The organism is Haloactinomyces albus (assembly GCF_031458135.1).
GTDB classification, from domain to species: domain Bacteria; phylum Actinomycetota; class Actinomycetes; order Mycobacteriales; family Pseudonocardiaceae; genus Haloactinomyces; species Haloactinomyces albus.
The window spans coordinates 4591209-4612500 of the sequence record NZ_JAVDXW010000001.1; the positions used below are offsets into that span (position 1 = coordinate 4591209).

At 67.3% G+C, this 21292-nt stretch carries 14 protein-coding genes and 1 pseudogene; 1 reads left to right on the forward strand and 14 read right to left on the reverse strand.

Annotated elements, in window-relative coordinates; translation table 11 throughout:
* Positions 1 to 298: 298 nt before the first annotated feature.
* A pseudogene (locus tag JOF55_RS21560) lies at positions 299 to 612 on the forward strand (heavy metal translocating P-type ATPase); the annotation flags it as partial.
* A gap of 18 nt (positions 613 to 630) precedes the next feature.
* On the opposite strand, the gene JOF55_RS21565 reads toward JOF55_RS21560, so the two are convergent.
* The 14 genes from JOF55_RS21565 to JOF55_RS21630 form a co-directional block, all read right to left on the reverse strand.
* On the reverse strand, positions 631 to 1638 hold the full coding sequence (locus tag JOF55_RS21565; protein WP_310277467.1) for a sugar phosphate isomerase/epimerase family protein: 1008 nt from the start codon (positions 1636 to 1638) through the stop codon (positions 631 to 633).
* Positions 1639 to 1669: 31 nt separating this feature from the next.
* Positions 1670 to 3082: an alkaline phosphatase family protein gene (locus JOF55_RS21570; protein WP_310277470.1), complete on the reverse strand. Its 1413-nt coding sequence runs from the start codon at positions 3080 to 3082 to the stop codon at positions 1670 to 1672.
* Entirely contained in the window at positions 3079 to 4248 is a 1170-nt protein-coding gene (eboE, locus tag JOF55_RS21575) for a metabolite traffic protein EboE (RefSeq protein ID WP_310277473.1), read from the reverse strand. Before eboE ends, JOF55_RS21570 begins: the two co-directional genes overlap by 4 nt.
* Before the next feature lie 4 nt (positions 4249 to 4252).
* Positions 4253 to 5125, reverse strand: coding sequence for a TatD family hydrolase (locus JOF55_RS21580; RefSeq protein ID WP_374727579.1), 873 nt, complete (start codon positions 5123 to 5125; stop codon positions 4253 to 4255).
* Positions 5125 to 5805: an EboA domain-containing protein gene (locus tag JOF55_RS21585; RefSeq protein WP_310277479.1), complete on the reverse strand. Its 681-nt coding sequence runs from the start codon at positions 5803 to 5805 to the stop codon at positions 5125 to 5127. The genes JOF55_RS21580 and JOF55_RS21585 overlap by 1 nt, the downstream gene beginning before the upstream one ends.
* Positions 5802 to 6722, reverse strand: coding sequence for a sugar phosphate isomerase/epimerase family protein (locus tag JOF55_RS21590; protein ID WP_310277482.1), 921 nt, complete (start codon positions 6720 to 6722; stop codon positions 5802 to 5804). Before JOF55_RS21590 ends, JOF55_RS21585 begins: the two co-directional genes overlap by 4 nt.
* Positions 6719 to 7597, reverse strand: coding sequence for an SCO3242 family prenyltransferase (locus JOF55_RS21595; protein ID WP_310278497.1), 879 nt, complete (start codon positions 7595 to 7597; stop codon positions 6719 to 6721). The genes JOF55_RS21590 and JOF55_RS21595 overlap by 4 nt, the downstream gene beginning before the upstream one ends.
* A complete protein-coding gene (locus tag JOF55_RS21600) occupies positions 7597 to 8784 on the reverse strand; it encodes an inositol-3-phosphate synthase (RefSeq protein ID WP_310277485.1) in 1188 nt (395 codons plus the stop codon). Before JOF55_RS21600 ends, JOF55_RS21595 begins: the two co-directional genes overlap by 1 nt.
* Positions 8785 to 8913: 129 nt before the next feature.
* Positions 8914 to 9579, reverse strand: a complete 666-nt coding sequence (locus JOF55_RS21605) for a 3-keto-disaccharide hydrolase (RefSeq protein WP_310277489.1) — start codon at positions 9577 to 9579, stop codon at positions 8914 to 8916.
* A gap of 84 nt (positions 9580 to 9663) precedes the next feature.
* Positions 9664 to 11190 carry an OmpL47-type beta-barrel domain-containing protein gene (locus JOF55_RS21610; protein ID WP_445352017.1) on the reverse strand — a complete coding sequence of 509 codons (1527 nt, stop codon included), beginning with the start codon at positions 11188 to 11190 and terminating at the stop codon, positions 9664 to 9666.
* A gap of 299 nt (positions 11191 to 11489) precedes the next feature.
* The gene (locus JOF55_RS21615; protein ID WP_310277494.1) at positions 11490 to 14477 is read right to left on the reverse strand and encodes a ThuA domain-containing protein; all 2988 of its coding nucleotides are present in this window, start codon (positions 14475 to 14477) and stop codon (positions 11490 to 11492) included.
* A 134-nt stretch (positions 14478 to 14611) separates the two neighbouring features.
* Positions 14612 to 15622 (reverse strand): multicopper oxidase domain-containing protein, encoded by a 1011-nt coding sequence (locus tag JOF55_RS21620; protein ID WP_310277497.1) that lies wholly within the window; start codon positions 15620 to 15622, stop codon positions 14612 to 14614.
* Between the two features lie 191 nt (positions 15623 to 15813).
* Positions 15814 to 20151, reverse strand: a complete 4338-nt coding sequence (locus JOF55_RS21625; protein ID WP_310277500.1) for a ThuA domain-containing protein — start codon at positions 20149 to 20151, stop codon at positions 15814 to 15816.
* Between the two features lie 249 nt (positions 20152 to 20400).
* The gene (locus JOF55_RS21630; RefSeq protein ID WP_310277503.1) at positions 20401 to 21270 is read right to left on the reverse strand and encodes a sugar phosphate isomerase/epimerase family protein; all 870 of its coding nucleotides are present in this window, start codon (positions 21268 to 21270) and stop codon (positions 20401 to 20403) included.
* Positions 21271 to 21292 lie beyond the last annotated feature (22 nt).

Consider the following 21292-nt stretch of genomic DNA (forward strand, 5'->3'; position numbering starts at 1 on the left):
CATGCTGCCCACGAGGCCGACGTGGCCATCACGAGAGACCGACGCCCGGCCGCGTAGCGTGCAGCTTTGCAGCCCACCACACCGAGGGCGGCGCTTGCCGCCGGCGCGTTCGCCGCTGCGGCTCGTCGCCGGCCGTCCTGCTGTGGGTACCCGGCCGAGGCGGTTTCTCACCGCTCGCTGCGCCCGGTGCCGACGGCGACGTAGGCACCGCATTCGCGGCGCGCTCGCGCGGTCGCATCCTGCTCGGTCATCGAGGTCGTCCCGGCGGGTCGGCTTCGGTGGCCGTGTGGTGTCGGGACAGTCCGACGTGGGCATCGCCGCAGGCGGCGGCACCGACATCGCCGTGGAATCCGCCGACATCGTGTTGCTGCGCGAGGAGGTCACCGCCGTGCTCGGCGCCCGCGAGATCAGCCGGCGCTCCTACCACCGCACCCGCGTCAACGTGGCATCGGCGTTCACCTTCAACGGCATCGGCATCCCGCTGGCCACCACCGGTCTCGTCTATCCGGTGTGGGCCGTGGTGGCCATGGCCGCCTCGGTGACGGCCATCTTCCTCAATTCCCTCGGCCCCGGCCCGCACTGCTGATTCAAGCCATCAGCAGTGCGGGGCGCGGGTGCGTAGTTCCCGGATCAGTTGCCGGAGCTGAAGGCGGCGTCGAAGGCCGCCGACGGCGGGGAGAAGTTGAGTTTGCGGACGAACTCGAGCGCCTCGGGGGCGCCGGTCAGCCGGTCCATGCCCGCGTCCTCCCACTCGATCGAGATGGGGCCGTCGTAGCCGATCGCGTTCAGGGTGCGAAAGCAGTCCTGCCAGGGCACGTGCCCATGGCCGGTGGAGACGAAGTCCCAGCCGCGCCGAGGGTCGCCCCACGGCAGATGTGACCCGAGGACTCCGCTGCGCCCGTTGCCCATCTGCAACCGGGCTTCCTTGCAGTCCACGTGCAGGATTCGATCCTGGAAGTCCCACAGGAAGGTCACCGGGTCGAAGCCCTGCCACACGTAGTGCGAGGGGTCGAAGTTGAGCCCGAACGCCTCGCGGTGACCGATCGCCTCCAGCGTGCGCACCGTCGTCCAGTAGTCGTAGGCGATCTCGGTGGGGTGCACCTCGAGGGCGAACCGCACGCCGCTCTCGTCGAACACGTCGAGGATGGGGTTCCACCGGTCGGCGAACTCCCGGTAGCCGCGCTCGATCATGGTATCCGGGGTGGGCGGGAACATCGCCACGGTGTACCAGATGGGCGAGCCGGTGAAGCCCACGACGGTGTCCACCCCGAACTTCGCCGCGGCTCGCGCGGTGTTCTGCATTTCCTCGGCGGCCCGCTGCCGGACACCGTCCGGGTCGCCGTCCCCCCAGATCCGCGGCGGCAGGATCGCCTGGTGGCGCTCGTCGATGGGGTGGTCGCAGGTGGCCTGGCCGACCAGGTGGTTGGACAGGATCCACGAGTTCAGGTTGTACTTGTCAAGCACCTCGCGCTTGCGCTGGACATACGTGTCGTCCTCGAGTGCCTTGTCGACCTCGAAGTGATCACCCCAGCAGGCGATCTCCAGGCCGTCGTAGCCCCATTCCGACGCCAATCGGGCGACTTCCTCGAAGGGGAGGTCGGCCCATTGTCCGGTGAACAGGGTGATCGGTCGTACCATGATCGTTCCTCCAACGGGTTCAGGGGAATCTTCAGCAGGTGGTCGCCGCCGGTTGTTGCAGCCCGGACAGCCGCAGCAGCAGGTCTTTGACCTCGGTCGCGTGGTAGCGCTCCCGTCCGGGATCGGGGTCGGAGCACAGGAGTACGGGGCCGTCGGCCGCCCGGTCGGGAAGCCGCCCGTGGGTGCCGCGCACCGGGGCGGGGTCGAGCGGGACGACGTTCATGCGGTAGCGGAACCCGAGCTTCTTGCGGGCCAGCGCGGCCGCCGCGCGGAGTCGGACCGTGCGGTCGTTCGGGTCCATGAACAGCTCGGCGGGGTCGTAGCCGGGCTTGCGGTGGATCTCCACGTGCGTGGCGAAGTCGGGTGCCCGGTCGTCGTCGAGCCAGTAGTAGTAGGTGAACCACGCCCCGGGCTCGGCGACCGCGACCAGGTCTCCGGCGCGCTCGTGGTCGATGCCGTAGCGGGCCTTGCCCTCGACGTCGAGCACCTCGTCGACGCCGGGCAGCGCAGCGATCAGGTCACGGACGCGCCTGCGGTCGGCCGGATCGCGGACGTAGACGTGCGCGGCCTGGTGGTCGGCCACGGCGAAGGCTCGCGAGGTCCACGGGTCGAGGTATTCCATGCCCTCCTGGGTGTGGACGTGCAGCAACCGTTCCCGGCGCAGCGCGCGGTTGATGTCGACCGGGCGGCTCGCCGGCGTGATGCCGTACTCCGACAGCGCCACCACGGTCGCGCCCTCGGCCCGGGCTTGATCGAGCAGCGGGCCGAGAGCGGCGTCCACGTCGCGGGCAGCGGTGACGGCCTGCGGGCTGTCCGGCCCGTGGCGCTGCAGGTCGTAGTCGAGGTGCGGGACGTAGGCCATCGTGAGGTCGGGGCGGCGAGTGACGAGCAGGTGGCGGGTGGCGCCTGCGATCCACTGCGATGAGGCGATCGATGCGGTCGGGCCCCAGTAGTTGAACAGCGGGAACGTCCCGAACTTGCCGGTGAGCTCGTCGTGCAGGTCGGCGGGGTAGGTGTAGCAGTCCGGGGACTTGCGCCCGTCGGCGTGGTAGATCGGCCGGGGAGTGACGGTCTCGTCGGTGGTCATCCCCATCGCGTACCACCAGCAGACGTTGGTGGTCCGGTAGTCGGGTGCGCTCTCGCGGGCGGTCTCCCAGATCTTTTCGCCCGCCACGAGACGGTTGTGCTGGCGCCACAGGTGGACTTCACCGAGGTCGCGGAAGTACCACCCGTTGCCGACGATGCCGTGCCCGCCCGGGTAGCGGCCGGTGAGCAGACTCGACTGCACCGAGCAGGTCACAGCGGGAAACACCGTGCCCAGCTCGGCCTGGAAACCTTGCTCGGCGACACGCCGGAGATTCGGCATGTGCGCCAGCAGCCGCGGGGTCATGCCGACCACGTCGAGCAGCAGGACCGGCGTGCGCGCGGCAGGGGGAGCGTTCATCGGGTGACCTCCGTGAGTCCGAGTGCGAGCAGGTGGCGGCGGGTCCAGTCGAGTTCGGCCGCGATGCCCTCCACGAGACCTCCTTGCGGGCGTTGCCGTTCGGGGAGCACGTCCCAGGTGTAGGTCTCCACCTCGACGTGCCGGGTCCGCGCCGTCTCGCCGCCCAGCAGCGTGTCGAGAGAGGACACCAGCACCGGGCGGGTGGTGGCCAGTGGCGGGGGCGGGTCGGCGTGCAGCGGCACGTGGAAGTGCACGCGCCAGGGCTGGTAGCCGGGCAGGCCCTCGGCGGTGCCCAGCGCGGCGTCGAGGTCGTCGACCCCGTGGGGACGTCCGTTCGTGGCCTCCCGCGTCTGGTGCAGGAAACGCGGCTCGGCGAAGGACTCCAGCGCGGCCCGGGCCTCGGGCTGGTGGGGATCCGGGACTTCCAACGCGCAGGAGGCCTGTGCCTTGACCACGGGCAGACCGGCCGCGGTCAGGTCGTGCAGGGCCTGCCGCGGGTTCTCGAACGCGACGGCGAGGTGGCAGGTGTCGAGGCAAACGCCGAGGTGGTCGGCGTCCACGCCCGCCAGGTGGGTGATGGCCTCGCCGGTCGTCTCGATGACACAGCCCGGTTCCGGCTCCACGCCCACGCGCACCGTGCGACCTTCCTCGGCGGCGATCTTGACCAGGCCGCGAGCGAGCTCGTCGAGCCGGTCACGCGCAGCCTGCTGCTGATCGCGGTGCCAGGGCTGCCGCCATCCCAGCGGCAGCGTCGAGACGCTGCCCTGGTCGACATCGTCGGGAAGCAACCGGGTCAGCAGCCGCGCGAGGTCGAGCGTGTAGTCCAGCCGGGCCCGTTCGGTCCAGTCCGGGCGGTAGACGGCGTGCTTGACCACCGGCTGCTGGAAACCGCGGTAGGGAAACCCGTTGAGGGTGACCACGTCGAGGCCGCGCGCGGCGAGTTCGGCGCGCAGCCGCGCCTGCGCGGTATCGTCCTCGGTCAGGGTGGTCGCGACGTCGCGCGCGAGCCACAGGCCGAGCCCGAGCCGGTCGGTGCCGAGGCGTTCGCGGATCGGCACGGCGTACCGGTCGAGCTGGGCGATGATCCCGTCGAGGTCCTCGGCGGGATGGACGTTCGTGCAGTAGGCGAGGTGGACGGTCGAGCCGTCGGGATGCCGGAATCGCATGGGCTCAGCTCTCCGGCCGCGCGCCGCGCAGGATGGAGTTGCCCGCGAAGGTCGCGCCCTGGTCCACAGGGGTGTCCGTGTTGTCGTCGAGTTCGAGCTTGCCGCTCTGGGCGTAGAAGTCGATCGGGTTGCGCCAGAGCACCGTGTCGACGTCGTCCTCGCCGAATCCCGCATCCAACATCGCCCGGGCGGTCTTGGCCGTCTTCAGTGGATCGCTCTTGCCCCAGTCGGCCGCGGAGTTCACCAGCATGCCCTCGGTGCCGTACTCCTGCAGGATCGCCACCATCCGATCCTCGTCCATTTTCGTGTCGGGATAGATGGAAAAGCCCATCCAACAGCCGGAACCGGCCACCAGGTCGACGGTCACCTCGTTGAGGTGATCGACCACGACACGTTCGGCGGCGATGCCGGACTCGCGGACGACGTCGAGAGTGCGGCGGGTGCCCGCGACCTTGTCGCGGTGCGGAGTGTGGACCAGGACGGGGAGATCGTGCTCGACGGCCAGGGCGAGCTGGGCGGCGAAGACCATGTCCTCCTCGGCGGTCATCGCGTCGTAGCCGAGTTCACCGACGGCGACGACGCCGTCCTTGGCCAGGTAGCGCGGCAGGATGTCGAGCACGTCACGGCAACGCGGGTCGTTGGCCTCCTTCGGATTGAGCCCGATGGTGCAGTGGTGGCGGATGCCGTACTGGGCGGCCCGAAAGGGTTCCCACCCCACGAGCCCGTCGAAGTAGTCGACGAAGGTCGCCACGGAGGTGCGGGGCTGGCCCATCCAGAACGAGGGCTCCACCAGCGCCCGCACGCCCGCGTGGTGCATCGCGGCGTAGTCGTCGGTCGTCCGCGATGTCATGTGGATGTGCGGATCGAAAATGCGCATCATGTCTCCCTGGACGGGTTGATGTCGTTCGGGTCGACGAGCCCGAACACGTCGGCGGGGATGTCGCGCCCGGCGGCTCGGCGCTCGTGGGCGTAGTCGGCGAGCATCCGGGCGAGTTCGGCGTCGGCGCGCTCGGCGAGTCCGCTGATGTCGGCCAGCGGGATGCCGAGGAAGACGCACTTGAGTACGCCCTGGCGATACCCTGCCGGTTCCAGGTGCCGGGCACCGTAGGCGGCCAGGGCGGCGGCGATGAGCCGGGTGTCGTTGGTGCGCAGGCCATCGTGAACCAGCGGCAGCGCGTGGTCGCCGAGCTTGTCGCCGGTGTCGAGCGGTCCCAGTCCGCGCAGCACCCCGCGTTTCTCCGCGGCGTCGCCGTACCGGTACAGCGCTGCCACCTCCTCGCCGAGGTCGGCACCGGACAGCGGCAGCGCCGCCATCATGAGCGTGCGCGCGGCGTCATCGACGGTCCATCCGCGCTCCTCGCTCCCCGATGCGGGGGCCTGCGGGCCGTGGAGGGGACCACGGCCACAGCGCCGCCCGGCCGCGGGAAACAGGGCTCCGATGGCCGTGCGGTCCCCGCCGATCCGGTCCAGCGCGTCGGCCAGCCACCGCCTGCCCTGCCCGGACAATCGGGCATCGAGCAGGACGCGCAACTCTTCCGGAGGCGTATTCCGGGTCATACGGGCACCTTTCGCCAGGCATGCTCCAGGAAGCGGATCGAACGCTGCGAGACGACCGGAGCGGCGTGACTGTGCCGGGGCAGTTCGACGGCGACGAGTCCGGAGTAGTCGACCTCGGCCAGGGCCGCGAGCACGGGGGGAAAGTCGATCTCGCCCTCGCCGAACTCCAGGTGCTCGTGCACGCCGCGACACATGTCGTCGATCTGGACGTTGACCAGCCGGGGGCCCGCGCGGCGTACGCAGTCGGGCACGCTGTCCGGCTCGAGACAACGGCAGTGTCCGATGTCGAGAGTCAGCCCCAACAACGGTGGTTGTCCGAGCCTGTGCACCAATTCCTCGTAGCCGTCGAGGGTGTCGACGAACATGCCCGGCTCGGGTTCGAAACCGAGCACGACACCGTGCTCGGCGGCAGTGTCCAGCACGGCCGAACACCCGTCGGTCAGGCGCCGCCATGCCTCCTCGTCGCCGAGTTCCGGTGGCTTTGCGCCGCTCCAGAAGGACACCGCCTCGGCACCCAGCTGTGCTGCGAGGCGCACGGCCCGGCGGAGAAAGTCGATCCGGTGCCGGCGCCCGGAATCCGACAGCAGCGTGGGGTGGTGCTTGTGCCGGGGATCGAGCAGGTAGCGGGCCCCGGTTTCGACGACGACGCCCAGACCGAGCCGGTCGAGTCGACGGCGGACCCGCGCCACCTGTGTGGACACGGCCGGGGAGAAGGGATCGAGGTGCGCGTGATCCAGTGTGAGCGCCACACCGGCGTATCCCTGGCCCGCGAGGATGTCGAGGGCGTCGTCCAGGCGATGATTGGCGAAGCCGTTCGTGCCGTAGCCGAAGCGCAGGGTCTGCCCGGAGCGTGCCGCTGTCGGGGTCTCCACTGCGGCCGCTGCCGGGGAAGCGGAAGAGAACATCGGATCATTCATGTCGGCGACACCCGCCTGGAAAGCCGCCGTGCCAAGGGGAAGGCCGCCATGACGGCGGCGGCGCAGCGGTGAGCCCCGCGGCTCGCGACGAGCGCGGACTGCAGCGGAATCATCCCGAGAATTCCCGCACCGACCGCGCGCTGCAGGTATCGCGGGCTGGGTTCGCGGACGGCGTCGAGCTGGGCACGCCCGACGCTGGTGGCATACGCGGCCAGCGGAGCGAGACTCGCCGCGACGCGCAGGGCATCGCGGCGGCCTCCGGAACGGGATCTCGTCGCGGACCCGGCGACCGCGGCCGTGACCCCGGTGGTCGCGGCGAGCGTGACCGCGGGCAGGCGCCGACCCGATCCGGTGACTTCGGCCCGGCTCAGCGTGGTGACCGCGAGCGTGTGGGCCCCCATCGTCATCGCCGCGGGGACGGCCGCGCGCAGCCTGCCCGCGCCTGCCCCCAGCAGCACGTCCAGGGCTCGAGCGGTCGCCATCGTCGCGGGACCGGCGAGGGTGTTCTTCAGTCCCAGGTCGTAGCCCCACACCGTTGCCGCCAGCGGTGCCGCGACCGCGAGAGCACGCCGGCCACCCGCCAGCGCGGCCGTTGCCAGGCCCGCCGCGGTGAGCCCACCGGCCAAGCCCAGCGCGAAGCGGGCACCGACCTGCCCGGACGGAATCGGTCGGCTCGGCCGTTCGACCGCGTCGATGTCGCGATCGGCGTAGTCGTTGAGTGCCATCCCGGCCCAGTACAGGAAGCAGGACGAAGCAGCCAGCGCCGGCGTGGCCGCGCCGAACGACCGGCCGGTCGCCGCGCCCGCGAGGACGTCGCCCGGCACGGACAGAGCCGCCGGGGCGCGAACCAGTCGAACCACCGCTTTCGGTTCCATCACCGTGTCCTCCCCAGCGAATTCGCGAAGGAGCGCAGCATCTCGTACTGCGGGATCAGCCGGTGTTCCTCGACGCCGAGCGGATCCTTGAAGAAAAAGGCGAGATCTTCGACAGCGCCCGTGTGCCCGGTCTCGTGGGCGCGGGCGAGCAGCCGCGCGAGGTCGAGAACGAGCGGGGCGGCGAGGGAGGAGTCGCATCCCTGCCAGGTGAACTGCATGGACATTCTGGCTCCGAGGAAACCTTCGAAGGAGATGTGATCCCAGGCGGTCTTCCACTCGCCGAGATCGGGAACGTAGTCGATGTGCACGTCCCCGTCCACGGGATAGCCCAGTGATTCGCCGATCGCACGTTGCTTCGAGGCCGTCTTGCTCGTCACGTTCGTCGGGTCGGCGAGGTTCTCCCCGTCGCCGCCGCCGAGCAGGTTGGTGCCGGACCAGGACAGGACACGAAGCTGCCGGGCGGCGAACATCGGCAGCAGGGCGGATTTCACCAGCGTCTCGCCGGTCTTGCCGTCACTGCCAGCGTAGGGCAGCCGCTGTCGGCGGGCGAGCTCGTCGAGGGCGGGCAGGCGTGCTCCCAGGGAGGGCGTGAAGTCGACGTAGGAGCAACCGGCCTGCAGTGCTGCGTAGGCATATAGTGAGCTCGCCGGAAGGATGTTCTGTCCATTGGTGACCGTGTCACCCAGTGCCTGTTCCAGTGCCGACAGTTCCGCGTGTTCGGGACGTGAATCCGGCTGTGGTTCCGTCGATGACACGTTGATGACGACGACGCGGGCGAGCTCATGACGTTCGCGGAAGGATCGCAGGTCTCGGGCGAGGATCGTGGCGATCTCGCGCTGGCTGCGGTCCGCTTCGATTGCCGGAGTTCCGGGGCATATCTCCGCGTCGGCCGCCGTGAGATCGTCCTGCACCAGGTCGGGTAGCTGCCTCGGCACGACACCCGCGTGAGCGAGCTGCTCGGCGCGCTTGGGCAGTGACGTCTCGGCGACATCGTGGCCACCGAAGACCAGATCCCCGAACGCGGGCAGTGCGGCTGCGGCGAAGTCCGGGCTCTCGGTCACGCATCCGGTCGTCGGGGTGATCCGGTCACGCACTCCCGCGGCTCCCATGATCGCGGTTGTCGCGACCGAGCCGCGAGCGCCGACGAGCCAGACTCCGGTCCGGTACGGGGTTCGGGTGTTCGTCATGGGTTTCCCTCCGGGCGCCTTCGGCAACCTGTGGCCCTGGTGCGGGCGGCGAGGTCGGTTTTCGCCGCCCGCACTGGGACGAATTCGCGATTGCGGTCGTATCGACCGCCGTACTCGATTGCTATTCGATCAGTGACAGCTCTCGTGAACACGGGCATGACGGAACTGCACCGATGTAGGCGGATGATTCTGCAGGCCGATGTAGCCCTCGGACAGGTCCACGCGCGGATCGTCGTCGACCCAGTGATTGACCTGCGTGCCGTTCAGGTGCACCGTGATCGCGTCGTCACGGACGACGATCTTGTAGTGGTTCCACTCGCCGATCGGGTTGGACGCCCGTGTCGCCGCAGGCTTCTCGTTGTAGACGGCGCCTGTTTTCTGCGGGTCGCCGCCCGGATTGTCGTTGATCTGGATTTCCTCGCCCTCGGTCACCGCGACCCACGGGTCGTCACCGGGGTCGGGGAAGCCGACGAACACACCGGAGTTGTTGCTCTCGTCGAGCAGCCGGAAATCGAGGTGCAGCGTGTACTCCTCGAATTTCTCCGCCTCGTACCACAGAAGTCCCATTCCGCCCTGGGTCTCGATGACCCCGTGCTCTTCCACGGAGAAGGAGCCGGGTCCTGCCATGTGCCATCCCTGCATCGGGTTGGCACCGTCGAGCAGCTTGACCGGTTTGGCGCACTGGCTCTTACCGCTCTCCTGGGATGCCGCTTGCTCTTCGGCTACCGCCACGCCGCCCGTAAGCGGCAGGGCCAGGGCAGCCGACAGTGTCAGCGCTTTGGCTAGTGTCCGCAATGTACTCGGTCCTCCTTGGAGCGTGTCGATCGGTAAAACTCCGTTTCCGGGTTCCGCGCTTGCGCGGAACCCGGAGCCCTGGGCTTACTTGCCGATGTCGGAGCGGCCGGCGGCGCGCATGATGCGGCCCTTCTCCTTTCCGGTGATGAGACCGTCCGCCTTGAGCTTGTCGGTGACCTGGCCGGTGTGACTGACGAAGGCGCCGTGGTTGGGGTAAGTGGCGTCTTCGGCGATCAGGTCGTTGATCGTGCAGCCGTCGCCGGTGTCGGCGTTGTCCACGCCGGTGTCATGCTCACCGATGATCACCGTGTCGCGGGTGTCCGAGTCGGGGCAGGAATCTTCGGGAGCCGACTCGACCACGGTGAACGACACCGACTTCGGTGTGGAGGTGTTGCCTGCGCTGTCGGTGGCCCGGTAGCTCACCGTGTGCGCACCCGGCTGGTTCACCACGACAGGATCGGTGTAGATAGCGTAGGGAGCCTCATCCACCGAGTACTCGATGTCGGCAAGGCCCGACTGCGCATCCTGGGCCGATACCATCACGGTCGCGCTGCCCACGTAGTTGCCGTCGGCGTTCTGATTTCCGGAGATTGTCGCCGAGGTCTGCGGTGCGGTGGTGTCCTGTGGAGGTGGTTCGACCACGGTGAATGACACCGATGTCGCTTGTGAGGTGTTGCCTGCGGTGTCGGTGGCTCGGTACTGCACTGTGTGCTCACCCGGCTCGTTCACCGTCACGGGGCCCGAATACTGCGTATACGAGGTTCCGTCCAGTGCGTACTCGACCGTGGCCACCCCGGATTCGCTGTCAGTTGCGGAGACGGTCACCGTCGCGCTGCCCACATAGGCACCGTCCGTGTTCCGGTCTCCCGATACCGATGCGGACAGATCAGGGGCCGTGGTGTCCTCGGGAGCCGACTCGACCACGGTGAACGACACCGAGCCCAGCTGCGAGACGTTCCCTGCGGCGTCCGTGGCGCGGTACTGCACCGAGTGATCACCTGGATCGTCGACCGTCACCGGGCCCGAGTACGGCTGGAATCCGGTGTCGTCGATCTCGTACTCCACCGAGTCCACTCCGGACCCCGAGTCGTTCGCCGAGACCGTCACGGTCGCGCTGCCCACGTAGTTGCCGTCCGCATCCTGCTTCCCGGATACGTTTCCGGAGACCTGCGGCGCCGTCGTGTCCCCGCCACCGTCGTCGGTGACCACGAGTTCACCGCTCATCGTGTGGCCGTTGATCTTGCAGAAGTAGTAGTACGTCCCCGGTGTGAGGTCGGCTTGGACCTCGTAGCGCCCTCCGTTGGAGTCGAAGGGGTTGGCCAGGATGTCGACGTCGACATCGTGGTTGTAGCCGGGCTTGGAGATGTCGAAGGTCAGGGTGTGCGACATCCCCATGGTATTGCCGGTCTCCGTGCTGTTTTCGAACACGAGTGTCGCCGGTCCTGCCGTCGCCGTCGTCGGCGCGGAAACGTACTCGGAGATGCTGTTGCCTGCGGTCCAGGTGAGTACCTGTTCCTGAGCCTGCTTCGCCTGTGCCTGTGCCTGTGCTTGTGCCTGGGCGGCGACCGGTATCGGTACCAGCCACAACGCCGTTAGCGCCGCGCCCAGCATCGCCGCAGCCACACGACGCGCCGTGGGAGGTCTGTGCATCCTCCGTCGACGACCGCTCGGCATGGCGGAAAGAAACTGTTCGAACATGGAAGTGCTGCACCTCTCGTGATTTCCGGGGGCTCCGGGAAGGCACCACGCTGCTGATGGAACCGGCCCGGCCGAGCGGGTGCCCGGGGCTGGCCCCGACACCCGCACCGGCCGACTGCCGGGTTATGGCTCCCGTATCCGAATGTTGCGGAACTTGATCAGTGTGTTGTCGCCGTGGTTCTGCAGACCCACGAAACCGCTGCTGAGCCGGGTCACCTCGGCCCGGTCCCGGCTCGCCCGGTGTTGTCCTTCTTACCGATGTCGGACCTCCCCGCTGCGCGAGAGAGCATTCCCCTCTCACGGCCGCTGATGACGCCGTCCGTCTTCAATCGGTCGGCCAGCTTGCCCACGTAGCGCACGAACGTGCCGTGGTCGGACCAGTCGCTCTCGTCGTCGATCAGGTCGTTGATCGTGCAGCCGCCACCGAGCTGGTGGTTGGCCACGCCCGTGTCGGTGCCGCGCAGCCGGACCGTCGGCCGGGTGTCGGGTGCTGCGCATTCGACGTTGACCTCGGTTTTCGTGGTCGCTGTCGCACCGTCGGAGTAGGTCACCGTTAGCGTTGCGGTGTAGGTACCGCCGCTGGTGTAGGTGTGCGTCGGGTTGGCTTTGGTTGATGTGGCACCGTCACCGAAGTCCCATGTGTAGGAGACGCCACCGGACTTCTCACCCGTGAACGCCATCTTCATCGGGGTGTTCTGTGCGGCGGGCGTTGCCGAGGCTGCCGGTGCCGGCGTGGCCGGACCACCTTCATAGGTGATGCGGATCAGCTTCTGGTTGTCGCTGAGACTGAAAAAGCCGCCGCCGTAGTCGATCATGTAGAGCGCGCCGTCCGGCCCGAACTTGGAATCCATCATCCAGTTCTGAAGCTGATCGTCGCCGCCACCTGCCGGGATGATCCTGCGCAGGCTCTCGGCGAAGGCCGGCGGATCCTGCTCGGTGACACTGTCCGGACCGAGGGTCACCGCGATGCGATTGTTGGGATTGGACTGGTCACCGATGAACCACTTGTCTTCCCAGTACGACGGCCAGGCGACACCGCTGTCGGTGTTGACCTGGGATCGGTGGTAGGTCGGCCCCGACATGATCGACTGGCCGCCACCTTTGAGGTAGGGCTGGGTGTAGGTTGCGTCCTCCTGCTTGTAGGTGGGGACGTCGCTGCCCTCGCGGTCCGGGAAAACGGGGCCGCCACCTCCCGGCGAGTACCAGATCATGTTGTCGCGGGCATCGGGAATGTTGACGAGGCCGGTGTTGCGCGGCGAGGTGTTCTTCAGGTTGTCGCAGTCGTACCAGTTGGTCAGAATGCCGGCGTCGGTGTTGCTGCGGTTGCGATAGGGCTGCTTGTTGCCCATGCAGTAGGGCCAGCCCTGGTTGCCCGCGGAGGTGATGATCGTCGCGGTCTCGTACTTGGCCGGACCCAGTTTCGGACTCGGGGTGAACGCGTCCGGGCCGACCCAGGCGGCCTTCAACCAACCGGTCTCCGCGTCGATGGAGAGCGTCGAGATATTGCGGACACCCATCACATAGATTTCCGGGCGGGTCTTGTCGCCGGAGTACTCGTCCGGGGGGAAGAGGTTGTCCTCGGGGATCGTGTAGGTCGAACCGATGCCCAGGGGAGGCTGCTCGCCATCCGGGATCGGTAGCGGGTTGATACGCAGGATCTTGCCGTTGAGGTTATTCGTGTTGCCTGCGGTACGGCGGGCGTCCTGGAAGGAGAGGCCCTTGTAGGCCTTGGTCCAGTTGTTCCCGGAGTAACCGCTGGAGCCGCGGGAGGAGTTGTTGTCACCGGAGCCGATGTAGAGGTTGCCCTCGTCGTCGAAGTCCATGCCTCCGCCGACGTGGCAGCAACTGTGGATCTGGGCGTTCCACTGCAGGATGTCCACGCGGCTGCTCTTGTCGATCGAGTTCGTGGCGAAGTCGTAGGTCAGCCGCGAGACCGTCCGCTTGCCGATGTGCTTGTCGCGATCGATGGAGTCGTGCGGCATCCAGTAGATGTAGATCCGCCCGTTGTCGGCGAAGTCGGGATCGAGGGTGATGCCCACGAGGCCGTTCTCGCTTTTGACCAGCTCACCACCGCTGCCTCGGTTGCCGAACACGTCCAGTGTCGTCAGCAGTTTGACCTTTTTGGTCTCCGGGTCCCACTGGTGGATGGTGCCGCAGCCGAGACCGACATCGGGGTTGTCCCAGTCGGGGACCGGTCCGGACGGGCAGGCCGCCTTGCCGATGTAGAAGACCGTGCCGTCGGGGGCGATGTCCATGCCGTGCATCTCGCCGTGCTGGTCGAGTTGTCCCGGCTTGTTCTCACCGGTCAGCCGCTCCACCTCGTAGTTCGATGCGATGGTCGCCTGGCAGTCACCACGGACCATGCCGGTCGTCCACTGGATGGCGCCGAGCAGGTGGCTGCGGAACTTCCCCTCGGTGTAGCCGGCCTCGGTGGCGCCCATGCCGGTGTAGAACGACCGGCCGCCGTCGTAGTCGCGGCACCACGAGATCGGGTGGAACGGACCGTTGGACCCCTTGCCCGGGTCGTATTCCTTCTCCTTGACCTGGGCGACGGTGTGGACCTTGCCGATCGGATTGGGGGCCCAGTTGAGCCATTGGTCGGAGCGGGTCCAGGTCAGCGGCAGCCCCTGGTTGGCCGGGTGCTGTCGGTCGACGAGGCTGACCACGGCCTTCTGCACATTCGTCGGACTGGGCCCTGGACGAGTGCCGATCAGGCCGGTGAACCAGTCGGAGTCGGCTTCTGCACGTGCGGCATCGTGGACGCCGAGGAATCCGCCGCCATCCTGGATGTAGTTCCGGAACGCGGCTTCCTGGTCGGCGTTGAGTGTCACGCCCTTGGCGGACAGGAACACCACGCCCCGGTACTGCTCCAGGTTCTCGGTGGTGAACACGCCCGGGTCCGTGGACGCGTCGACGGTGAAGCCGTTCTTCTCGCCCAGCTCCTCGATCGTCGTCGTGGCTTGCGCGACCGGATCGCCTTGCTTGGCTGCCGGGCCGTGGAACACCAGCACGTTCACCGGAGTCTTCGGCTTCCCGGGTTTCTCGGGTGTGCCCGGATTTTTCGGCTTGCCTGTGTTTCCCGGTTTCCCGGGACTTCCCGGCTTGCCGGGCTGTGCCGGCTTGCCGGGGTTTCCGGGTGCGGCAGAGGTGGGGATCGCGGAGAGCCCCAGAGCCAGCGCAGCGCTGGTTATCAGAACCATCGCGCGTCGCCATCTCTTCGACCGTGCATGTTTCTTCTGCGATGAGAGTAGATGAGATCTTCGATCCATGACTGCTCCCTCACTCGTGGTTCGACTGGGCAGAGTGGTGGGTTGTCGGTTCGATGAGGTCTCTCCTAGCCGCCGCCGCGGTAACGCTCCAAGGCGGCCTGTGCGCCGTCGGGCACGCTGCCGTCCTCGTTGAGGACGAGGAAGATCCCGGCCATCCCTTGATCGGAGTGGAACTGCACGTGGCAGTGGTACATCCACGCTCCCGGTCCGACGCCTTCGCCGGCGATCACCTGGAAGCCGAACGAGTCACCGGGGTTGAGGTCCTTGTTGTCGATTGCCGGGCTCGGGTCGTTCGGGCCTTCGAGCATGCCGGTGCGGTTGTCCACCCAGCGGTGGGCGTGCATGTGAAACGTGTGGAAGGTATTGCCGTGCCCGATCGCGATGAACTCCACTCGCTCACCGAGCCGTGCCTTGTACAGTGGCGCGTCCGGGGCCATTCGGTTGTTGACCGTCATGTCGTTGAACACGACCGTGAACTGCCGGTCGGGCGTGATGTCGCCCTTACGTCGGACGATCAGTGCACCGTAGAGACCTTTACGGATTCCCTCGGTGCCATGTGGGGTGCCCATGGCGTGGTCGTGGTAGTGCCAGTACCCCGCACTGCCGGGCATCCACCTGCCGCCCGTGGCCTTGTACGAGCCGTGCGAGCGCCACACGTACGTGCGCCGCTCGCCGGGTTCGTTGAAGGAGTCATTGAGCGGGCTGCCGTCGGAGTCGACGCTGTAGTCCACTCCGTGCGGGTGGATCGACAGCCGCTGGTCGGTGTTGTTGACCAGTTCGATTTCGAGAGTGTCCCCTTCCCACATTTCCAGGACCGGGCCCGGCACCGTGGCTTCTCCGGGGGCGAGCCCGTAGCCGATCATGCCTCCGGAGACTTCCTCGGCGTACATCGTGATCTGTCGGGTCTGCCCACGGTTCGGGTTGCCACGGCCGTTGCCGGGGGCGGCAGTGGCGGGTGGGGCACCCACGGTGGTGGCGGCGACGGGAACGGCAGCGCTCGCCGCGGCACCGGCCAGCATGGAGCGGCGGGACATCTGCCGTCCGATCGGGCCGGTCGGAGGCTGCTTGCTGGTCATGGGTCTCCCTTCGGTCCCCCGGGCACAGGCACGGGGGTGCTGAGGGCGTCGGTGCTTGAGAGGTGTGGTCGTCGAATTCGTGCGGTTCGGTGAGGCAAGCGGATCCGTGCGGTCCTCCCGGTTCCGGGCGGTTCCTTTCCCGGGGCCGGGTCCCCGGCAGCGGTGCCGGGGACCCGGGTGCCGGGATGGAATTACTTGCCGATGTCGGAGCGGCCGGCGGCCCGCATGATGCGGCCCTTCTCCTTTCCGGTGAGGACGCCGTCGGCCACGAGCGTGTCGGTGAGCTGGTCGACATGGTCGACGAAGGCGCCGTGGTTGGAGTAGGTGGCGTTTTCGTCGATCAGGTCGTTGACCGTGCAGCCATCACCGGTGTCCACATTGCTCACACCGGTGTCCTCGTCACCGATGATCACGGTCTTGCGGAGGTCCGAGCCGGGACAGGCATCCGGCATGATCTCGAAACCGACCTTCGCGGCCTTCGAGGTATTGCCGGCCTTGTCGGTGGCTCGATAGGTCACGGTGTGCTGCCCGGCGGTCTCGACGGTCAGCGGCTCGGTGTAGGCCTTCCACGGACCGTCGTCGAGCTTGTACGCCACCGAGTCCACACCCGAGCCGTCACCGTCCTCGGCCGACAGCGAGGTCGTCACCGGGGAGTTGTAGGTTCCCTCGTACTTGCCGTACGGATCACCGTTGGGCTTCGCCGGATCCAGCTGTGCCGACACCGCCGGCGCCACCACGTCGATGGTCGTGTCGATCCGGACGTTGCGGAAGGACACGTTGTCGCTGTCACCGTGGTTCTGCAGGCCGATGTAGCCCTGGGTCAGATCGACGTTCGGGTCGTCGTCGACCCAGTGGTTGACCTTCGTGCCGTTGAGGAAGACGGTGATCGCCTTCTTCGTCACGATGATCTCGTAGGTGTTCCACTCACCGTCCGACTTCAGCGCCTGCTGGACCTTCTCCTGGTCGGGGGCCTGCTCGTCGTAGACGGCACCCGTCCGGTTGGCCGGGTCGTCGGTCGGATCGATCTGGATCTCTTCACCCTTCTCGACCGCGACCCACGGGTCGTTACCCGGGTTCGGAGAGCCCACGAAGATACCGGAGTTGTCGTCACCGGGTTTCTTCCAGTCCAGTTTCAACGAGTACGGCGCCTGGAACTTCTCGGCGGAGTACCAATGCAGGCCCATGCCGCCGACCGACCGCAGGGTGCAGTTCTCGGTGTGCTCGAAGCGACCCGGCCCGGCCTGCGACCAGTTCTGCCTGCTGTCGGCCGTGCCGTTGAAGAGGCTGGTGTAGCCCTTCTCCGGCTGTGTCGGCTCACAGGTTTGCGGTGGTTCGCCTGCTCCGTGGAAGGTGAACGAGTCGACGTCGAACAAACCGCCGGAACCGCTGCCTCGGAAGACCAGGAACAGCTTGTTCGTACCGCCCGGATCCGTCACGGGGACGGGGCCGGTGTCGGCGTAGTTCGTCCAGCCACCGGTGTTGGACACCTCGGCGGTGGCCACCAGTGGTCCGTCGGGAGCCCCGGAGCGCACCTCGATGGTGCCGCCGTTGCCGCCCGAGGACACCCGGAAGCTCATCGAGGTCACCCCTGCGAGGTGGTACGGCCGGAAGGAGAGCCAGTCACCGGATTCGATGTAGCCGACTCGGGCACCGGCCTGTGCGCCCGCGTCGTCCTCGACGATCTGCACACCGTTGCTGTCGCCGAAGAATTCCGCCTGCTTGGTGGCGGGTTGGAGGGTGATCTCGGCTTCCCCGGTCAACGCGGGGGCTTTCCCGCTCGGTGAGCTGTCGGTGTACTCGGCGTGCAGCACGCCGTAGATGTCGGCGCCCTGGTGGCCGTCGGTGTTCGCCGTCTCGATCGTGCCCTCGCAGCCGGTGGCCTGGCTCAGCGGGTGGCCGTGGGCGTCGTTGCCGGTGGAGTGGCCGAGGATGTACTCGACCTGCACCTTCGAGCAGTCGACCTTGGTCCCGTCCGGATCCGATACCGAGACCTTGTACGGAACGGTGTCCCCGAAGCTGAAGACACGGCCGTTGCCCGGCTGCTGGAACGTCAGCGTGGGTGCGGTGTTGCCCACCACGATGGCCTCGGTGGCCGTGCCGGTCTTTCCGGTTTCATCGGTCACGGTCAGCGTCGCGGTGTGCTCACCGTTGCCGGTGTAGGTGTGCGTGGGGTTCGGCTCCGTGGCGTCGGTCCTGCCGTCGCCGTCGAAGTCCCACGCGTAGGTGATCGAACTGCCCGGGTCCGGGTCTCCGGAGCCCTTGGCGGAGAAGCTCACCTTCAGCGGCGCCTGCCCGGAGGTCGGCTCGGCGGAGACCTCCGCGTTCGGTGCCCGGTCGCCCTTGACGTAGTCGATCCGGTACAGCGCCGAGTCCTCGGCACCGCCGAAGTAACCACTGCCGTAGTCGAGCACGTACAGCGAACCGTTCGGGCCGAACTCGATGTCCATCGGTCGGGTCAGCGTCATCGACGGGAAGAACGGGTCGATCTCGGCCGGTTGCCCGTTTTCACCCATGGAGATGGTCTTGATCCAGCCGCGACCCCACTCGTAGGCGAAGAACTTGCCGCTGTAGTGGGCGGGCAGCTTCGTCGTCGAGGTGCTGTCCGCATCGTGGCGGTAGACCGGTCCGCCCATCGGGGACTCGCTGCCGCTGCCGAACTCGGGGACGGAGCCGTCGTTGTAGGGCAGCCACGCGGGCTTGGCCGGTGGTAGCTGGGTCAACCCGTCGTTGTTCGGCGACTCGTTGACCGGGTTCGCGCAGTCGAAGGCGGGACCCGATTCACCGGTGGCGAAGTCGTAGCTGTGGTAGGCCTTGTTCTTGCCCACGCAGTACGGCCAGCCGTAGAAGCCCGGCTCGGTGATCCGGTCGAACTCCACGATGCCCGCGGGCCCGCGCTGCGGGTCGGCCGTTGCCGCGTCCGGACCGTAGTTGCCGACGTAGACAGCACCGGTCTTCTGGTCCACGGAGATCCGGTACGGGTTGCGAAAGCCCATCGCGTAGATCTCGCCGCGGGTTTTGTCGCTGCTGTCCCCGGAGAACATGTTGCCGTCCGGAATGGAGTACGACCCGTCGGCCTGCATGGTGATCCGCAGGACCTTGCCGCGCAGGTCGTTGGTGTTGGCCGAGGTCCGCTGTGCGTCGAAGGCGGGGTTGCGGTTGCCGCGCTCGTCGATCGGGGTGTAGCCGCTCGACTGGAACGGGTTCGAGTCGTCACCGGTGGACAGGTAGAGGTTGCCCTTCGGCCCGAAGGCGATGTCGCCGCCGACGTGGCAGCACATACCGCGCGTGGCGTCGACCCGCATGATCTGCTGCTCGGATGCCATGTCCAGCTTTCCGTCGGTGAACTTGAAGCGGGAGAGCTGGTTGTGGCCCTGCCACTTCTCGAACACCGCCGGGTCCTGGGCGCTTTCCGGCGCGTCGCCCGAGGGAGTGTTCAACGGTGGGGCGTAGTAGACGTAGACCCAGCGGTTCTGCGCGAAGTTCGGGTCGATCGCGATGGATTGCAGGCCCTCTTCGTCATGGGTGTAGACGGGGATGTCCGCCGCGACGCTGGTCTCGCCCGCTGCGGTGGTGTAGGACAGGGTGCCCTGCCGCTCGCTGTGCAGCACACCGCCGTCCGGCAGCACCGCCATGCCCATGGGCTCGCCGACCTCGTCGGGGCCTTGGGCGAGGGTCACCTGGTCGAAGTTCGACCAGTTCGTGGCGCCGCAGTCGGCATTCACGGCACCCGAGGCGGTTCGGATGCCACCCAGCATGTGCTCGCGAAATTTCTGATCGCCGTACGACGCCGTGGTGTGGCCCATCCCGGTGTACCACGCACGTCCGCCCTGGTGGAGCTGGCACCAGGAGATCGGGTGGTCGGCACCCATGGCACCGCCGTCGTAGGTCGACTCGTCCAGAGCGGCCAGGACGTGCACGTCACCGCGGGGATTGGTGGCGTAGTTGTACCACTCGTCGGTGCGGGTCCAGGACTTCGGCAACGACTTCGTCGAGGGATGCACCCGGTCGGTGACCTTCACCGTGGCTTCCTGAATGGACGGGTGGGACTCGAAGTACGCGCCCGTCAGCTTGCCGTAGAACGGCCAGTCGTACTCGGTGTCGGCGGCGGCGTGGATGCCGACATATCCGCCGCCGCCTTTGATGTAGCGCTCGAACGCGGCCTGCTGAGCCTCGTTGAGCACATTGCCGGTCGTGGACAGCCAGATGACGGCCTCGTATTGCTCGAGGTTCTCGTCGGTGAAGGCCCCGGCATCCTCGGTGGCATCGACGCCGAAGTGGTGCTGGGCGCCGAGCTCCTTGATCGCGGCGATCCCGTCCGGAATCGAGGCGTGCCGGTAACCGGCGGTCTTGGAAAAGACCAGGACATCGAATTCTTCGTGTTGGGCTTCGGGACCCTGTTTCGCGGCGATGGCTGCGCGGGCCGCCGGGGCGATCCGGCCCTGGGCCGGCGCGGCGAAGACGACCAGGGTTCCCAGAACGAGTAATGCGCTGAATACTGATCCGACTGTTCTTTGTAATGTTATTGGCACGGCGTCTCCCCTGAGGACAACAATCAAGTCGGGGTGTGCGGGTCGGTGCCGGGGCCGCGATCACCCGTGGAAGGTGATCGCGGCCTTTCGAGCGTACTGTGTTCGGGTGGAATTCGATTCGTCGACAGAAGTGTTCTGCGAAATTTCCCGATGTGCTACCGGGTTGAATTACGCTGTGCTGATCGGGGCGAAAAAGGCACCGGTCGACACTGCGGCTCGGTCGCCCTCGAGAAATCTCTCAGAATGGAATCAGAATGTCAATTGACGGAGGTGGCGGTAACTGTCCTCGGCGGTTTCCCGGGGATGCGGGAGGTCGTCGCGTTCGACGAAGTAGTGGTGCATGCCCGCACGCTCCTTCTCGGCGAAGATGCGTCCGTAGTCGAGGACGCCTTCTCCCACGTCGGCGAAGGAACCGTCGGCGGCCATGCCCTTGATGTGGCTGAGCGGGAAGCGCCCCGGTGCGTGATCGAACAGCTCGACCGGGTCCACGCCCGCCTTGATCGCCCAGTAGACGTCGAGCTCGAAGTCGACGAGATGCGGATCGGTCTCGCGCAGCAGGACGTCGTACGGACGTGTCCCGCCGAGGGAGTCGAACTCGTGGGCGTGGTTGTGGTAGCCGACGCGGAGGCCGTGCTTGCGGGCGGCTTCGCCTGCCCAGTTGAGGCGCTCGGCGAGCTGGTGATACCCCGCCAGGTCGTCGGCGGCGAAGTAGGGGAGCACGATCCAGCGCTGCCCCAGCGTGCGGGCCTGCTCCAGAAGCTGCTCCAACTGGTCCCGATTGGACGGAATGCTGTCGTGGCTCGAGGGTGCCCGGAGCTTGAGGTGCTGCAGCAGATCGCGCATGCGCTCGGGGCTGTAGCCGTGCAGGCCCGCGAATTCGACTTCCGCGTAGCCGACGCGGGAGAGGAAGGTGAGTGTGTCCTCCACGGACTCGCTCATCAGATTGCGCATCGTGTAGAGCTGGATGCCGATCTTGCTCGGGGGCAGGTGACGGCCACGGGCCGGGGGCGTACCGGCGACGGCGGTTCCCATCCATGCGGCCGAGGCTCCCGCCGCGATGGCCGTTCCCGTCGCGGTGCGCAGAAAACCACGTCGGCTGTGTTCGGTGGATCTGTCCATGGTCGATCGTTCTCCGTTTCTC